Annotated in this window: 15 protein-coding genes and 1 other annotated feature; all 15 genes read right to left on the reverse strand. The window is 45.7% G+C overall.

Annotation, left to right across the window (positions count from 1 at the left end):
* Positions 1-120: 120 nt before the first annotated feature.
* Positions 121-1,311 (reverse strand): elongation factor Tu, encoded by a 1,191-nt coding sequence (gene tuf / locus ACE3K2_RS23665; protein WP_062836181.1) that lies wholly within the window; start codon positions 1,309-1,311, stop codon positions 121-123.
* Positions 1,312-1,406: 95 nt separating this feature from the next.
* Entirely contained in the window at positions 1,407-3,485 is a 2,079-nt protein-coding gene (gene fusA / locus ACE3K2_RS23670; protein WP_124118838.1) for an elongation factor G, read from the reverse strand.
* A gap of 49 nt (positions 3,486-3,534) precedes the next feature.
* Entirely contained in the window at positions 3,535-4,005 is a 471-nt protein-coding gene (gene rpsG / locus ACE3K2_RS23675; RefSeq protein ID WP_018753997.1) for a 30S ribosomal protein S7, read from the reverse strand.
* A gap of 87 nt (positions 4,006-4,092) precedes the next feature.
* A complete protein-coding gene (rpsL, locus tag ACE3K2_RS23680) occupies positions 4,093-4,515 on the reverse strand; it encodes a 30S ribosomal protein S12 (protein ID WP_017692070.1) in 423 nt (140 codons plus the stop codon).
* A 153-nt stretch (positions 4,516-4,668) separates the two neighbouring features.
* Entirely contained in the window at positions 4,669-4,917 is a 249-nt protein-coding gene (locus ACE3K2_RS23685; RefSeq protein ID WP_421895804.1) for a ribosomal L7Ae/L30e/S12e/Gadd45 family protein, read from the reverse strand.
* A gap of 206 nt (positions 4,918-5,123) precedes the next feature.
* Positions 5,124-8,738 carry a DNA-directed RNA polymerase subunit beta' gene (rpoC, locus tag ACE3K2_RS23690; protein WP_091039166.1) on the reverse strand — a complete coding sequence of 1,205 codons (3,615 nt, stop codon included), beginning with the start codon at positions 8,736-8,738 and terminating at the stop codon, positions 5,124-5,126.
* Positions 8,739-8,851: 113 nt separating this feature from the next.
* Complete coding sequence (gene rpoB / locus ACE3K2_RS23695) at positions 8,852-12,397, reverse strand: DNA-directed RNA polymerase subunit beta (RefSeq protein ID WP_421895808.1); 3,546 nt, start codon at positions 12,395-12,397, stop codon at positions 8,852-8,854.
* Positions 12,398-12,791: 394 nt separating this feature from the next.
* Entirely contained in the window at positions 12,792-13,412 is a 621-nt protein-coding gene (locus ACE3K2_RS23700) for a class I SAM-dependent methyltransferase (protein WP_421895811.1), read from the reverse strand.
* Positions 13,413-13,508: 96 nt separating this feature from the next.
* The gene (gene rplL, locus ACE3K2_RS23705; RefSeq protein ID WP_062836176.1) at positions 13,509-13,868 is read right to left on the reverse strand and encodes a 50S ribosomal protein L7/L12; all 360 of its coding nucleotides are present in this window, start codon (positions 13,866-13,868) and stop codon (positions 13,509-13,511) included.
* 72 nt (positions 13,869-13,940) lie between these two features.
* Entirely contained in the window at positions 13,941-14,444 is a 504-nt protein-coding gene (gene rplJ / locus ACE3K2_RS23710) for a 50S ribosomal protein L10 (RefSeq protein WP_017692064.1), read from the reverse strand.
* A gap of 23 nt (positions 14,445-14,467) precedes the next feature.
* Positions 14,468-14,615 (reverse strand) — a sequence feature (ribosomal protein L10 leader region).
* A 68-nt stretch (positions 14,616-14,683) separates the two neighbouring features.
* On the reverse strand, positions 14,684-15,376 hold the full coding sequence (rplA, locus tag ACE3K2_RS23715) for a 50S ribosomal protein L1 (RefSeq protein ID WP_017692063.1): 693 nt from the start codon (positions 15,374-15,376) through the stop codon (positions 14,684-14,686).
* Positions 15,377-15,470: 94 nt separating this feature from the next.
* Entirely contained in the window at positions 15,471-15,896 is a 426-nt protein-coding gene (rplK, locus tag ACE3K2_RS23720) for a 50S ribosomal protein L11 (protein WP_017692062.1), read from the reverse strand.
* 68 nt (positions 15,897-15,964) lie between these two features.
* Positions 15,965-16,498 (reverse strand): transcription termination/antitermination protein NusG, encoded by a 534-nt coding sequence (gene nusG, locus ACE3K2_RS23725; RefSeq protein WP_024633599.1) that lies wholly within the window; start codon positions 16,496-16,498, stop codon positions 15,965-15,967.
* Between the two features lie 21 nt (positions 16,499-16,519).
* Entirely contained in the window at positions 16,520-16,711 is a 192-nt protein-coding gene (gene secE / locus ACE3K2_RS23730) for a preprotein translocase subunit SecE (protein ID WP_017692060.1), read from the reverse strand.
* Between the two features lie 17 nt (positions 16,712-16,728).
* Complete coding sequence (rpmG, locus tag ACE3K2_RS23735; protein ID WP_072735843.1) at positions 16,729-16,878, reverse strand: 50S ribosomal protein L33; 150 nt, start codon at positions 16,876-16,878, stop codon at positions 16,729-16,731.
* Positions 16,879-16,967 lie beyond the last annotated feature (89 nt).

Raw genomic sequence — 16,967 nt, forward strand, 5'->3', positions numbered from 1 at the left:
ACATAATAAAAGAGTTCTTTATCCGATGTCGGATAAAGAACTCTTCCGAAGCTTCGTTACAATACAATGTTACTCGTTCCAGTACACTGTTGCTTATGCTTTATTTAGCGTTAAGCCAAATTATTTTTGGATCGATGCTACGGAACCGGCACCTACTGTACGTCCGCCTTCACGAATGGAGAACTTAGTTCCTTCTTCAATCGCGATTGGGGAGATCAGGGAAACAGTAACAGTGATGTTATCACCAGGCATTACCATTTCAGTACCTTCAGGCAAGTTGATGATGCCTGTTACGTCAGTTGTACGGAAGTAGAACTGTGGACGGTAACCAGTGAAGAATGGTTTGTGACGTCCGCCCTCTTCTTTAGTCAGAACGTAGATTTGAGCTGTGAATTCTGTGTGAGGCTTAACAGAACCCGGTTTAGCCAAAACTTGGCCACGCTCGATGTTGTTACGGTCAACACCACGAAGAAGTGCTCCGATGTTGTCACCAGCTTGAGCGGAATCCAGCAATTTGCGGAACATCTCAACGCCTGTTACAACAGATTTTTTAGTTTCTTCAGTGATACCAACGATTTCGATCTCTTCGCCGACTTTAACAGTACCACGCTCTACACGGCCAGTAGCAACAGTACCACGACCAGTGATGGAGAATACGTCCTCGACAGGCATCAAGAAAGGCTTGTCAGTTTGACGCTCAGGCAGCGGGATGTAAGTGTCGATCTCTTTGAACATCTCAACGATTTTTTGAGCCCATTCGCCATCTGGGTTTGCCAGAGCTTCACGAGCGGATCCACGAGTGATTGGAGTATCGTCACCTGGGAACTCATATTCGTTAAGAAGGTCGCGAACTTCCATCTCAACCAATTCCAACAACTCTTCGTCTTCAACCATGTCACATTTGTTCAAGAATACAACAATGTAAGGTACGCCTACTTGACGGGAGAGCAAGATGTGCTCACGAGTTTGTGGCATTGGGCCGTCAGCTGCGGATACTACCAAGATAGCTCCGTCCATTTGTGCCGCGCCAGTGATCATGTTTTTAACATAGTCGGCGTGACCTGGGCAGTCTACGTGAGCGTAGTGACGAGTGTCAGTTTCGTACTCAACGTGTGCTGTGGAGATAGTGATACCGCGCTCGCGCTCTTCTGGAGCTTTGTCGATTTGGTCGAATGCTACAGCAGCACCACCGTAAGTTTTGGACAATACAGTTGTGATTGCAGCAGTCAGAGTTGTTTTACCGTGATCGACGTGACCAATAGTACCGATGTTAACGTGGGGTTTATTACGTTCGTATTTAGCCTTTGCCATTTGAACGTGGCCTCCTTAAAATTATAATTTTATGTTTTCACTGAATGAAGTGCTCCGAAATGAATTCTTATGCACTTGCATCCAGTGTGAGAAAACTACTCGGTGCCTTTTGTTTTGGCAACGATTTCTTCAGCGATGCTCTTAGGAACTTCTTCATAATGAGAGAGTTCCATGGAGAACACGCCGCGTCCTTGAGTACCGGAGCGAAGAGTTGTAGAGTAACCAAACATTTCAGACAAAGGTACCTTAGCACGGATGATTTGAGCTCCACTACGGGAATCCATACCTTCGATGCGGCCACGACGGGAGTTCAACATACCCATTACGTCACCCATGTACTCTTCTGGAACAGTTACTTCTACTTTCATGATAGGCTCAAGCAGAACTGGTTTACACTTGTCTTTAGCCGCTTTAAGCGCCATAGATCCGGCAATTTTAAATGCCATCTCGTTGGAATCGACATCATGGTAAGATCCGTCTACGATTGTAGCCTTAACGTCAACAAGCGGGAAGCCTGCAATAACGCCGTTTTTCATTTGCTCTTCAATCCCTGACAGTGCAGGTTGAATGTATTCTCTTGGAACGGAACCACCGACAACCTTACTTTCAAACTGGCTGCCTGTACCCGGCTCGAGAGGTTCGAATTCAACCCATACGTGACCGTATTGACCACGACCACCGGATTGACGTACGAATTTACCTTCAACGCGCGCTGGAGCACGGAATGTTTCACGGTAAGCTACTTGTGGTTTACCCACAGTAGTTTCAACCTTGAACTCACGACGCATACGGTCGATGATAATGTCAAGGTGAAGCTCACCCATACCTGCCAAGATTGTTTGACCTGTTTCCTCGTCAGTATGAGCACGAAGAGTTGGATCCTCTTCAGTCAACTTGCCGAGAGCAACACCCATTTTATCTTGGTCAGCTTTGGTTTTAGGTTCTACGGCGATTTCGATAACCGGATCAGGGAAGTTCATTGACTCCAGGATAACCGGATTTTTCTCATCACATAGTGTATCACCTGTACCCGTATCTTTCAAACCTACGGCAGCTGCAATATCACCGGAGTAAACTTCAGTGATCTCTTGACGGCTGTTCGCGTGCATTTGAAGGATACGACCGATACGCTCACGTTTGTTTTTAGTGGCATTCAATACATATGAACCGGATTGAAGAACACCGGAGTATACGCGGAAGAATGTCAATTTACCAACGTAAGGGTCAGTCATGATTTTGAATGCCAATGCGGAGAATGGCTCTTCATCAGAGGACTTACGAACTGCTTCAGTTCCATCTTCAAGATGACCAGTGATTGATGGTACATCTGTTGGAGCTGGCAAGTAGTCGATAACAGCATCCAACATCAGTTGAACACCTTTGTTACGGTATGAGGATCCACAGATAACCGGGAAGATCTTAACATCTACAACACCTTTACGGAGTACGGATTTGATCTCATCAATTGTGATCTCTTCGCCTTCCAGGTACTTCATTGTCAAATCTTCATCCAGTTCAGCAACGCGTTCAATCAACTCGTTGCGAAGTTCTTCAACTTGATCTGCAAATTCTGCAGGAATGTCGGTTTCTTCGATATCTTGTCCGAGATCATCTTTGTACATATGAGCTCTTTGTGCAACGATATCGATGATACCTTTGAAATCATTTTCAGCACCGATCGGAAGTTGAATCGCAACAGCGTTCGCTTGAAGGCGATCACGCATGTCAGATACAACGTTCAGGAAGTCAGCACCGATGATATCCATTTTGTTTACATATGCGATACGAGGTACGCCGTACTTGTCAGCCTGTCTCCATACGGTTTCGGACTGAGGCTCAACGCCTTCTTTCGCACTGAATACACCAACTGCTCCGTCCAATACACGAAGGGAACGTTCAACTTCAACAGTGAAGTCAACGTGTCCCGGGGTATCAATAATATTAACGCGGTGGCCTTTCCAAGCAGCGGTAGTTGCAGCGGAAGTAATCGTAATTCCGCGCTCCTGTTCCTGTTCCATCCAGTCCATTGTCGCAGCGCCTTCGTGTACTTCACCGATTTTGTGCGTACGTCCTGTGTAGAACAAGATCCGCTCAGTTGTCGTGGTTTTACCCGCATCAATATGAGCCATGATCCCGATATTACGTGTATTTTTCAAGGAGAACTCTCTAGCCATGAAATGGGTCTCCCTTCAAAATTGAAGTTATTTTATTGTGAACTGAATCCTACCAACGGTAGTGAGCAAACGCTTTGTTCGCTTCAGCCATTTTGTGCGTATCTTCACGTTTTTTAACGGAAGCGCCTGTGTTGTTGGAAGCGTCGATGATCTCAGCCGCCAAACGCTCTTCCATTGTTTTCTCACCGCGGTTGCGGGAGTAGTTCACGAGCCAACGTAGTCCCAGAGCAGTACGTCTCTCTGGTTTTACCTCGATTGGTACTTGGTAGTTGGCACCGCCGACACGGCGAGCTTTAACTTCCAGGACTGGCATGATATTTTTGATTGCTGCTTCAAATACTTCCATCGGGTCATTACCCGTACGTTCTTGAATCAACTTGAACGCATTATACAGAATGCTTTGAGCAACACCGCGTTTTCCGTCGAGCATGATGCGATTGATCAAACGAGTAACCAACTTGGAGTTGTATACCGGATCTGGCAACACGTCTCTTTTCGTAACTGGACCTTTGCGTGGCATGGATATCCCCCTTTCTTTCTTGTTCAGCAGATCCTGTACCTTCCAGACCTAAGCCAGAAGGCTTTCAGGTTCTCTGCTTATAATGGTTTAGGCTTTTTTAGCTTTTGGACGTTTTGCACCGTATTTCGAACGAGCTTGCATACGGTTGTTTACGCCTGCTGTATCGAGAGCTCCACGAACGATGTGATAACGAACCCCTGCAAGGTCTTTAACTTTACCTCCGCGGATCAATACCACACTGTGCTCTTGAAGGTTATGTCCGATTCCCGGGATATAAGCAGTTACCTCGAGACGGTTCGTCAAACGAACACGGGCATATTTACGAAGTGCAGAGTTTGGTTTACGTGGAGTCATTGTACCTACACGAGTGCAGACACCACGTTTTTGTGGGGCACTGATGTTAGTAGATTCACGTTTCAAAGCGTTGAATCCTTTTTGCAAAGCTGGAGATTTTGACTTCTCAACTTTTGCTTGACGTCCTTTACGAACCAGTTGGTTAATAGTTGGCATGTGATTGCCACCCCCTTCCTCAAATATTCATGTTTCTTTATAAACCTCTTTTCGCTAAGTCCACAGACCCAGGCGGTTCATAAAAAGACAAATGAAAAGTTTTTGCCTTGGAGAATCCCTAAAAGTTCTCGGACAAAAACGTTCCTTACACTATCATTTTACGACAGCAGCCATAGCTGCTCCCACTCCAATCCCGCAAGCTTTGCCGAGATTTTTCATTGTATCCACTTTCGTGTACTTTACATTGTGTTGTTCACACAAGGCAATGATTTTGGAAGTGAGCTGCGGATCACTATCTTCTGCGACATAGACTTCGGAAGCCATACCTGTCTGCACCATCCGCATGGTCTGTTTGCTACCTATTTTGACATGAGCATCTTGCAAGGCTTTTTCATTAGACATTGTGCATTCCTCCGAATAGAACCATGTACAATCAGCTGCCCACGCACCTTTGATATATTAGCATCTAGCGCAAGCATTGTCAATGCTAATCCTAAAACATTTTTTTAAAAAGTTTACGTACATCAGGATTCGTCCGCCTGCATTATACAAGCGTCCGCCTCCTGACGTACAAAACTTTCATTCCCTCTAAACGAGGAGGAAGCTATTTAATCAACCGAAACTGGCTCGAGTTCTTCTACTGAAGATTGGCCATCTTCTGGCTCAGCAAATTTGATGCTGCGGTAACGGTGCATACCTGTACCTGCAGGAATCAATTTACCGATGATTACATTTTCCTTCAGACCGAGCAACTGATCGACTTTACCTTTGATCGCTGCATCTGTCAGTACACGTGTAGTTTCTTGGAACGAAGCCGCCGAGAGGAAGGAGTCTGTTTCCAGAGATGCTTTCGTAATACCGAGCAGGATTGGTTTAGCAACCGCTGGCTCTTTATCACTAAGAATCGCAATTTTGTTAGCTCTTTCGTATTCATGCGTATCAACGAACGATCCTGGCAACAGCGTTGTATCACCTGCATCTACGATGCGGATTTTACGCAGCATTTGACGGATCATAACTTCAACGTGCTTGTCATTGATTTCTACGCCTTGGTTACGGTATACGCGCTGTACTTCCTGCAAAATGTAGTTTTGTACGCCACGTACGCCTTTAATGCGCAGCATTTCTTTTGGATCGATGGAACCATCTGTCAACTCGTCACCAGCTTCAATTTCCATGCCTTCGCTTACGCGCACACGGGAACCGTAGGTAACGGAGTATACTTTGGATTCCGCTTCACCTTGAATTTCGATTTCACGACGATCTTTTGCTTCGCGAATCTCTTTAACCACACCATCAATCTCACTAATCGTTGCTTGACCCTTAGGATTACGAGCTTCAAACAACTCTTGGATACGCGGCAAACCTTGCGTAATATCGTCTCCGGCTACACCGCCGGTGTGGAACGTACGCATTGTAAGCTGTGTTCCTGGCTCACCAATGGATTGTGCTGCAATAATCCCAACTGCTTCACCAATCTCCACGTGTTTACCTGTCGCAAGGTTACGACCGTAACACTTCTTGCAGACACCATGACTTGCACGGCAGCTGAGTACGGAGCGGATTTGCAATTTGGTGATTCCCGCTTTTATAATCGCTTCTGCTTTATCGGAGTCAATCAATTCATTGCGGCCTGCAATGATTTCTTTTGTTTCCGGATGACGAACTGTTTCGAAGCAGTATCTGCCTTCAATACGGTCGTAGAGATCTTCAATAACCTCTTTACCATCCTGGATACGACTTACCGTAAAGCCTTTATCTGTACCACAATCATCATCACGCACGATTACGTCTTGGGCTACGTCTACGAGACGACGAGTCAGGTAACCTGAATCGGCTGTACGCAGAGCTGTATCCGCCAAACCTTTACGCGCTCCGTGAGTGGAGATAAAGTACTCGAGTACTGTCAGACCTTCACGGAAGTTCGATTTGATTGGGAGTTCGATGATTCGACCAGATGGGTTGGCCATCAGACCACGCATACCGCCCAATTGGGTGATTTGCGATTTGTTACCCCGTGCTTTGGAGTCAACCATCATCATGATCGAGTTGTAACGATCCATGGACTTCATCAGAATCTCAGTGATGTCATCTTTGGATTTTGACCAGATATCAATGATACGGTCATAGCGCTCTTCATTCGTAATCAGACCACGACGGTACTGATTCGTAACGATTTGTGCTTTTTCCTCAGACTGTCTAAGAATCTCAAACTTCTCAGGCGGAACGATAACATCAGATACCGCAACCGTAATACCGGCACGAGTAGAGTATGTGAATCCAAGTTGTTTGATTTTATCCAAAATAACGGCTGTTTCCGTTGTATGGTAAATTTCAAAACAACGTGCAATGATGGAGCCGAGGTATTCTTTACCGACACCGCCAGCCAGAGGAGCATTCATAATAGCTTCTCTGAGATCAGCACCTTTTTCATATACAAATGAGTGATCTGCAGTACCTTGGTACAGGTTCGCACGAGTCGCATCATTGATATACGGGAAGCTTGCCGGGAAAATTTCATTAAAGATAATTTTACCGATAGTTGTCAGCAACATACCTTCTTGCTGTTCTTCCGTGAAGCTTGTTTTACCAAGCGCCTTAACCGGAATAGCTACACGCGCATGCAGACCAGCAGTACCACGTTGATATGCCGATACAGCTTCGTTAACTGTACGCAAGATCATACCTGTGCCCTTTTCTTCCTTGTTGTCCATAGTGAGGTAATAAGAACCAAGCACCATATCCTGGGAAGGAGTAACAACCGGTTTACCGTCTTTCGGGTTCAAAATGTTACCTGATGCAAGCATCAGGATACGTGCTTCCGCTTGAGCTTCAGCGGACAACGGAACGTGCACGGCCATTTGGTCACCGTCAAAGTCGGCATTGTATGCCGTACATACGAGTGGGTGAAGACGAATTGCTTTACCTTCAACGAGAATCGGTTCAAACGCTTGAATACCGAGTCTGTGAAGCGTAGGGGCACGGTTCAACAGAACCGGATGCTCCTTGATTACTTCTTCAAGAACATCCCATACTTCAGGACTTACACGCTCAACTTTACGTTTCGCGCTCTTGATGTTGTGGGCAAGCCCTTTATTCACAAGCTCTTTCATAACGAAAGGCTTGAACAATTCAAGTGCCATATCTTTTGGCAGACCACACTGATACATTTTCAGGTAAGGTCCGACAACGATAACGGAACGACCAGAATAGTCAACACGTTTACCGAGCAAGTTCTGACGGAAACGTCCTTGTTTACCTTTCAGCATGTGGCTGAGAGATTTCAATGGACGGTTACCAGGACCCGTTACCGGGCGTCCGCGACGACCATTATCGATCAATGCGTCAACAGCTTCCTGCAACATCCGTTTTTCATTTTGCACAATAATATCCGGCGCGCCCAGATCAAGCAGACGTTTCAGACGGTTGTTCCGGTTGATTACACGGCGATACAAGTCATTCAGGTCAGACGTTGCAAAACGTCCACCATCCAACTGTACCATTGGACGAAGTTCCGGCGGGATAACAGGAAGTACATCCATGATCATCCACTCTGGCTTGTTGCCGGAGTTGCGGAATGCTTCAATAACTTCCAAACGTTTGATTGCACGATTACGACGTTGTCCTTGCGCAGTCCGGAGCTCTTCTTTCAGGAACTCGAGCTCTTTATCTATGTCAAGGTCTTGAAGCAATTTTTTAACGGCTTCTGCGCCCATGCCAGCCTGGAAACCATAGCCGTATTTCTCACGATAGCTGCGGTATTCTTTCTCGGACAACAGCTGTTTTTTCTCCAGTGGAGTTTCTCCTGGATCAGTTACAACATATGATGCAAAATAAATAATCTCTTCAAGAGATCTTGGAGACATATCCAGAGCAAGACCCATACGGCTCGGAATACCTTTGAAGTACCAGATATGCGATACCGGAGCAGCGAGCTCAATATGACCCATCCGTTCGCGGCGTACTTTCGCACGTGTTACTTCAACGCCACAACGATCACAGACAACGCCTTTATAACGGACGCGTTTGTATTTACCGCAATGACATTCCCAGTCTTTTGTAGGGCCAAAAATCTTTTCGCAGAACAGCCCTTCTTTTTCCGGTTTCAACGTACGATAGTTGATCGTTTCCGGTTTTTTCACTTCTCCGCGGGACCAAGAACGAATTTTCTCTGGGGAAGCAAGCCCGATCTTCATGTATTCGAAATTGTTGACGTCCAACAAGGAGCAACCCTCCTTAACCAATTCCTGTATTCTAGGTTACGCCCTCTCCGGCCGAAGCCGGAGCAAGACGCGAGCCTGATGAAAAACGCCGGTCATCATGCGCTCGAAGCGGTTTATTCCGCTCCGACCTCTGTACCCTCAAGGTTGAGGCTGAGCTTATCGCTCGCAGCGTCATCTTCATCGTCCATTTCTCTCATTTCAATCTCTTGCTCATCTTCACTCAAAATCTTAACGTCCATACCCAAGCTTTGCAGCTCTTTGATCAATACTTTGAATGATTCAGGAACACCTGGTTCCGGAACGTTCTCGCCTTTGACGATGGATTCATATGTTTTAACCCGACCAACAACGTCATCGGATTTAACAGTCAAGATTTCTTGCAGTGTATAAGCAGCACCGTATGCCTCAAGCGCCCATACTTCCATCTCCCCGAAACGCTGTCCACCAAATTGGGCTTTACCACCCAATGGCTGTTGCGTAACAAGTGAGTAAGGACCCGTGGAACGGGCATGGATTTTATCATCAACCATGTGTGCCAATTTGATCATGTGCATGACACCTACGGTAACTTCACGTTCAAACTCTTCACCTGTACGACCATCATACAGGACAGTTTTACCATTACGTTGCATGCCTGCTTCTTCCATCGTATCGAAGACGTCATACTCCTTCGCTCCGTCGAATACAGGCGTTGCTACGTGAATACCCAGTTGCATCGCCGCCATACCCAAGTGAACCTCGAGTACTTGACCGATATTCATACGGGAAGGTACGCCCAGTGGGTTAAGAACGATCTGAACCGGTGTACCGTCTGGCAGGAAAGGCATATCTTCTTCCGGCAAGATGCGGGCCACGACCCCTTTGTTACCGTGACGTCCGGCCATTTTATCACCCTCGGAAATTTTCCGTTTTTGAGCGATATATACACGAACGAGTTGGTTAACACCTGGAGGCAGCTCATCACCGTTTTCACGGGTAAATACTTTCACGTCTACTACGATACCGTCGGTACCATGTGGTACACGCAAGGAAGTATCACGTACTTCACGTGCTTTCTCACCAAAGATCGCATGCAAGAGACGTTCTTCTGCAGTCAGCTCTGTTACACCCTTAGGTGTTACTTTACCAACCAGAATGTCGCCAGCGCTAATCTCAGCACCGATGCGGATAATACCGCGCTCATCCAAGTTACGCAACGCTTCTTCCCCAACGTTAGGGATGTCACGTGTGATCTCTTCAGGTCCGAGCTTGGTATCACGCGCTTCTGACTCATACTCCTCGATATGGATGGATGTGTATACATCTTCCTTAACGAGTTTTTCACTGAGCAAGATCGCATCCTCGTAGTTGTAACCTTCCCAAGTCATGAAGGCAACAACAACGTTACGTCCCAGAGCCAATTCACCCATTTCCGTTGAAGGACCATCAGCGAGGATATCGCCAGCTTTGACAGCAGCACCTCTTTTGACAATCGGACGCTGGTTAATGCATGTTCCTTGGTTCGAACGCATAAATTTGTGTAATTTATATTTAACGATATCGCCTTTAACTTCCTGACCATCCACTTCTTCAACACGACGGAGCCAAATCTCGTTCGCAGAAGAACGTTCAATAATTCCGTCATAATCGGAGACAATACATACACCAGAGTCTTTTGCAGCTTTGTGCTCCATACCTGTTCCTACAAGTGGTGCTTTAGGAATCAAGAGTGGAACCGCCTGCCGCTGCATGTTAGATCCCATGAGTGCACGGTTGGAGTCATCGTTCTCTAGGAACGGGATCAGCGCTGTAGCGACGGATACAACCTGTTTAGGAGATACATCCATGTAGTCAACTCGCTCACTCGGCATCGTAAGGATGTTATCCGACTGTTTGTTGTAACGTACAATGATCGCTTCTTCTTCAAATGTACCGTCATCGTTCAACTTCGCATTCGCTTGCGCGATGACATAGTTGTCCTCTTCGTCCGCTGTCAGGTAATCAATTTGCTCGGTTACAATACCTGTCTTCGGATCAACCCAACGATATGGAGCTTCAATGAAGCCATATTCATTCACACGGGCGAACGTAGACAAGGAGTTGATCAAACCGATGTTTGGTCCCTCTGGAGTCTCGATTGGACACATACGGCCATAGTGGGATGGATGGACGTCACGCACTTCCATACCTGCACGCTCACGCGTCAAACCACCGGGTCCGAGTGCGGACAAACGACGTTTATGTGTCAACTCACCCAACGGGTTCGTTTGATCCATAAACTGTGACAACTGGGAGCTACCAAAGAACTCTTTAATCGATGCAATAACAGGACGTATGTTGATCAAAGCCTGTGGTGTAATGACGTTAGCATCCTGAATGGACATTCTCTCACGAACCACACGCTCCATACGAGACAAACCAATACGGAACTGGTTCTGCAGAAGTTCACCCACCGAACGCAAACGACGGTTACCCAGATGATCGATATCATCCGTGCTACCAATGCCCTGCAGAAGGTTAAGGAAATAACTGATCGACGAAATGATATCCGCCGGTGTCACGTTTTTAACAGACTTGTCAATGTTAGCATTGGCAATCAGTTTGACCACTTTACCATCTTCAGTTGGTGAGAACACATCAATCGTTTGCATAGGGATATCATTGGCATCCAAAACGCCGTTACCCACGTGATACGTGCGGAATCCAACGCTCTTCTCCAGATACGGCATGATTTCATCCAACAAGCGACGATCCACCATTTGACCAGCTTCAGCAATGATTTCACCTGTTTCAGCGTCAACAAGTGACTCAGCCAATCGCTGGTTAAACAAACGGTTTTTGATGTGAAGTTTTTTATTCATTTTGTAACGACCTACATTAGCCAGGTCATAACGTTTTGGATCAAAGAAACGTGCTACGAGCAAGCTTTTTGCATTATCCAGCGTTGGAGGCTCACCCGGACGAAGACGCTCATAGATCTCAATGAGTGCTTTCTCCGTGGAATCCGTGTTGTCTTTGTCCAGTGTGTTGCGGATATATTCGTCATTACCGAGCAGATCCAGAATCTCAGCATCTGTGCCAAAACCAAGTGAACGCAGGAGAACCGTAACCGGTATTTTACGTGTACGGTCGATCCGGACGTAAACAACATCCTTCGCGTCCATCTCCAGTTCCAACCAAGCGCCGCGGTTAGGAATGACTGTAGCGGTATACGTTTTTTTGGCGTTTTTATCTACTTTGGTACTGAAGTAAACGCTAGGAGAGCGAACCAACTGGCTGACAATAACCCGTTCCGCACCATTAATAATAAATGTGCCCGTGTTGGTCATCAGCGGGAAATCTCCCATGAATACTTCCTGCTCTTTGACTTCGCCGGTTTCCTTATTAATGAGCCGGACTTTGACCCGAAGTGGTGCTGCATACGTAACGTCACGCTCTTTTGCGTCATCTACTGTATACTTCGGTTCACCGAGACTGTAATCGATAAATTCCAAAATCAAGTTACCTGTAAAATCCTGGATCGGCGAGATATCCTGGAACATTTCGCGCAACCCTTCCTCCAAAAACCAATCATAAGATTTTTGTTGGATTTCAATCAGGTTCGGAACTTCGAGTATCTCGTTAATTCGTGCATAACTGCGCCGAGTGCGTCGACCATATTGAACAAGATGTCCTGCCAACTTAAACTCACCCCTCAATGTCTACTCACTTTAAAAATTTCGTTGCGAACCTCTGTTTGTAACCTTATAATGGTACACATACAGAGCAAAGCAATGCATCCACAAATAAAGAAAAGCCCTTACTCGAAATGTCGTTCGAAAAAAGAGCAACTTTGATCGGCGGATGTCTTTCCAAATCATTCTTATCCCCAGTTTGCCCAAAATGTACATATTATACGCCAAACGTAGGCATAATAAGCCCGTTCGGCGTAAAAAAAGGTTGACATTTTTAGTTAGCTAAAGCCAAGTAGGGCATCTTAATACTGACATTTTACAATAATACCACGGCCTGAATTTCAAGTCAATAGTCCTATTGCAAAAAAAATGATCCCCTGCTTACTTTACAAACTCGGATTCAGCTTTTAGTAGAACCCTCTTCCGATTTCACCGCTTTGAAAATCCGATAGCCTTTATCCTTCGTCACTTCTTCCACTCTTCCAAACAAAGATTCCAATTTCGCTTTTGCCGATGGAGCCCCTTGTTTCTTCTGAATGACAATCCACAACGAACCGCCTACCTTCAGATGACGATGTGCCTGTTCGAAAATAGTATGAACCGTCTCTTTTCCAGCCCGTATAGGCGGATTGGTTAGGATAACGTCAAAATCTTGCTTTTTTACTTCAGCCAGTAGATTACTTTGCAATACCGTAACATTGTTAATTCCGTTCGCTTTTGCATTCTCCCTGGAAAGTTCAACGGCTCTCTCGTTGATATCGATCATGGTGACATGCCCATCCGGTACAAGTTTGGCTGCTGTAAGACCCATCGGCCCGTATCCACAACCCACATCGAGAACATGAGCCCCTGATGGCAACTCTATCGCATCAATCAATACTCTGCTGCCATAATCGATTCCATTTTTGGAAAACACACCGGCGTCCGTCACGAATCGCAGACTGAATCCGCGAAGAACCGCTTCAGTTGCTCTGCGATCATGCGCTACTTGCGGTTTGTCCGAATAATAATGATTGGACATGCCCTCACTCACTTTCCATTTACAATTACAGCAACAAACCCCTTGATATAAGTCAAGGGGTTTGTTGTTTTGTTCATCTAGCTTATAAAAGCTAAATTATTTAACTTCGATTGTAGCGCCTGCTTCTTCAAGCTTAGCTTTAACCGCTTCTGCTTCTTCTTTAGCAACTTTTTCTTTCAATGCTTTTGGAGCGTTGTCAACCAGTTCTTTTGCTTCTTTCAGGCCAAGACCTGTGATTTCGCGAACTGCTTTGATAACGTTGATTTTGGAAGCACCAGCGTTAGTCAAGATTACATCGAACTCGGATTGCTCAGCTTCAGCAGAAGCTACTGCACCTGCAGCAGCTACTGGAGCTGCAGCAGTTACGCCGAATTCTTCTTCGATTGCTTTAACCAGATCGTTCAATTCCAGTACAGTCATGCCTTTGATTGCTTCCAAGATTTGCTCTTTACTCATGAGTGAACCTCCATATATAATATTATTTTTTTTAATTCATTTGCCGCCTAAGCAGCATTCAGATCAATTTGCTTACGCGCCTTGTTCTTCTTTTTCTGCAACTGCTTTAACCGCAAGCGCGAAGTTGCGCACTGGCGCTTGAAGCACGCTGAGGAGCATGGAGAGGAGTCCATCGCGGGATGGCAGTTCTGCCAATGCCTTAACTTCTTCTACTCCGATTACGCGGCCTTCTACGACTGCACCTTTCAATTCCAGTGCATCGTTCTTTTTCGCGAAGTCGTTCAGAATTTTAGCTGGAGCCACAACGTCATCTACGCTGAATGCAATTGCAGTAGGACCTGTAAGAACACTATCGAGTTCTGTCAGTTCAGCTGCTGCAGCCGCACGGCGAAGCAACGAGTTTTTCAGCACTTGGAATTCGATCCCTGCTTCACGAAGTTGCTTACGCAACTCAGTTACTTGGGCAACGTTCAATCCGCGATAGTCAACAACAACAGTTGTAACGCTCTCGCGCAATTTTGCTGTTACTGCATCAACGGACTCTTGTTTTGCTTGAATCACTTTTGCGTTTGCCAATCTGTACACCTCCTGATCAAATTTATCCCATTAAGAAAAGCCTCCGTAGAATCACGAAGGCTTGATATATACTCACAACCGATTTTCATCGTTCTAAGTTCTATAATCACACCTCGGCAGGAAATTAAGCCAAATGGCACCTACTGTCTACGGCAAGCATATTCAAATGTCAACGGTCAGTCACTCGGACTCACAACTTTTATATCTTATCAAAAACAGGACAAGCCTGTCAAGAGATATTATCTAAAAGCTGCTGCGTTCACGCGTGCGCCAGGGCCCATCGTGGAAGAAAGACTAACATTCTTCAGATAAACACCTTTTGCTGCCGCTGGTTTAGCACGATTCAGAGCTTCCATGAGAGCTTTAAAGTTCTCATTAAGTTGCTCAGAAGAGAAAGAAGCTTTACCAATCGGTGCATGAATTTGACCTGCACGATCCAGACGATATTCGATTTTACCGGCTTTGATTTCTTGAACAGCCTTAGTTACATCGAAAGTTACCGTTCCGGCTTTAGGGTTAGGCATCAGACCTTTACCGCCGAGCAGTCGGCCCAATTTACCTACTTCACTCATCATATCTGGTGTCGCTACGCAGACGTCGAATTCGAACCAGCCTTGTTGGATTTTGTTGATCATGTCTGCATCACCAACATAGTCCGCGCCAGCCGCTTCCGCTTCTTTCGCTTTGTCACCTTTTGCAAATACCAATACGCGTTGTGTTTTACCTGTGCCGTGTGGCAAGACAACAACACCACGTACAGCCTGGTCTTGCTTACGAGGGTCTACACCCAAACGAACTGCCGCTTCGATTGTTTCATCGAATTTTGCAGTGGCTGCCTTTTTCACAAGCTCTACAGCTTCTGAAGGCTCGTAAGTTGCTTCGCTGTCAATCAGCTTAGCAGCTTCCAGGTATTTTTTACCGTGTTTAGCCATGTTTTATTCCTCCTTTGTGGTGTTAGCGGATATACCTCCCACATCAACCGGTCGCGAATCGACCGGTTTTACGAAGCCATGTTTCTTATGAAAATTAGTCTTCGATGGTGATACCCATGCTGCGGGCAGTACCTTCGACCATACGCATAGCGGACTCAACGTCTGCTGCATTCAGGTCAGGCATTTTTGTTTCTGCGATTTGACGAACCGCATCACGTTTAACAGTAGCAACTTTTTTCTTGTTCGGTTCGCCGGATCCTTTTTCAACTTTAGCTGCCACTTTCAACAGAACTGCTGCTGGTGGAGTTTTAGTGATGAAAGTAAAGGAACGGTCCTCGAATACAGAAATTTCAACTGGAATAATCAATCCCGCTTGATCAGCTGTACGAGCGTTGAATTCTTTACAGAATGCCATGATGTTGACACCTGCTTGACCCAAAGCCGGACCTACTGGTGGTGCTGGGTTTGCTTTACCTGCTGGAATCTGCAGTTTTACCATTTTAATAACTTTTTTCGCCATGATTGACACCTCCTTGCAAAATAGTGGTTAACGGGCCTTACAGCCCTCCCACAAGAAACTTGAAGAGACTATATCTTCTCCACTTGTGTGTATTCCAACTCAAGCGGTGTTTCCCGTCCAAACATGTTCACGTGCACTTTCAACTTGCTTTTGTCTACCAAAATTTCTTCCACGGAGCCTACGAAATTCGCAAAAGGACCGACTTTAATACGTACGGATTCCTTAATATCGAACTCAATTTTCGGCTTAGGTTCAACCATACCCATGTGCTTCAGAATTTGTTCCACTTCTTCAGGCAACAAAGCAGTTGGTTTGGACCCAGAACCTGTCGAACCGACAAATCCTGTAACACCTGGTGTGTTGCGTACAACGTACCAAGAGTCATCCGTCTGTACCATTTCCACCAAGACATAACCAGGGTAAACTTTACGCATAACGGTTTTTTTCTTACCGTCCTTGTTTACCACTTCTTCTTCCATAGGAACAAGAACGCGGAATATCTTGTCTTCCATGCCCATAGACTCGACGCGTTTTTCCAAATTGGCCTTGACCTTGTTCTCATACCCTGAATAGGTATGAACGACGTACCATCTTTTTTCCATATCAAGCCACCGGAACCCTTCTTAAATAATCGCTTCGATCACAAAGGAGATGCCAATGTCAATGACCCAAAAAAACAGCGTCATAACCACAACAGTACCAAGTACGATCAATGTGTAGTTGGTCAGCTCTTTACGATTAGGCCAGCGAACTTTTTTAAGTTCAGCCCAGCTTTCTGAGAAAAAGGAAATCAGAGATTTGAAACTTCGTTTCACGCCGACACCTCCAAAAACTATCTGGTTTCGCGATGAGAAGTCTGCTCGTTACAAAACTTGCAAAATTTCTTCATCTCCATGCGGTCGGGGTGATTACGCTTGTTTTTTGTCGTAGTGTAATTTCTTTGTTTGCAGTTCGTACAAGCCAAAGTAATAATTACCCGCATGATGTACACCTCCCGAAGACTTCCACATTCAAGCAGAGTCTCTAAATTGATCCTGAAAAAAAGCCATAAATTTAGGCCTACCTAAAACA

It is taken from the genome of Paenibacillus sp., from assembly GCF_048976745.1.
Taxonomy (GTDB): Bacteria; Bacillota; Bacilli; order Paenibacillales; family Paenibacillaceae; genus Paenibacillus.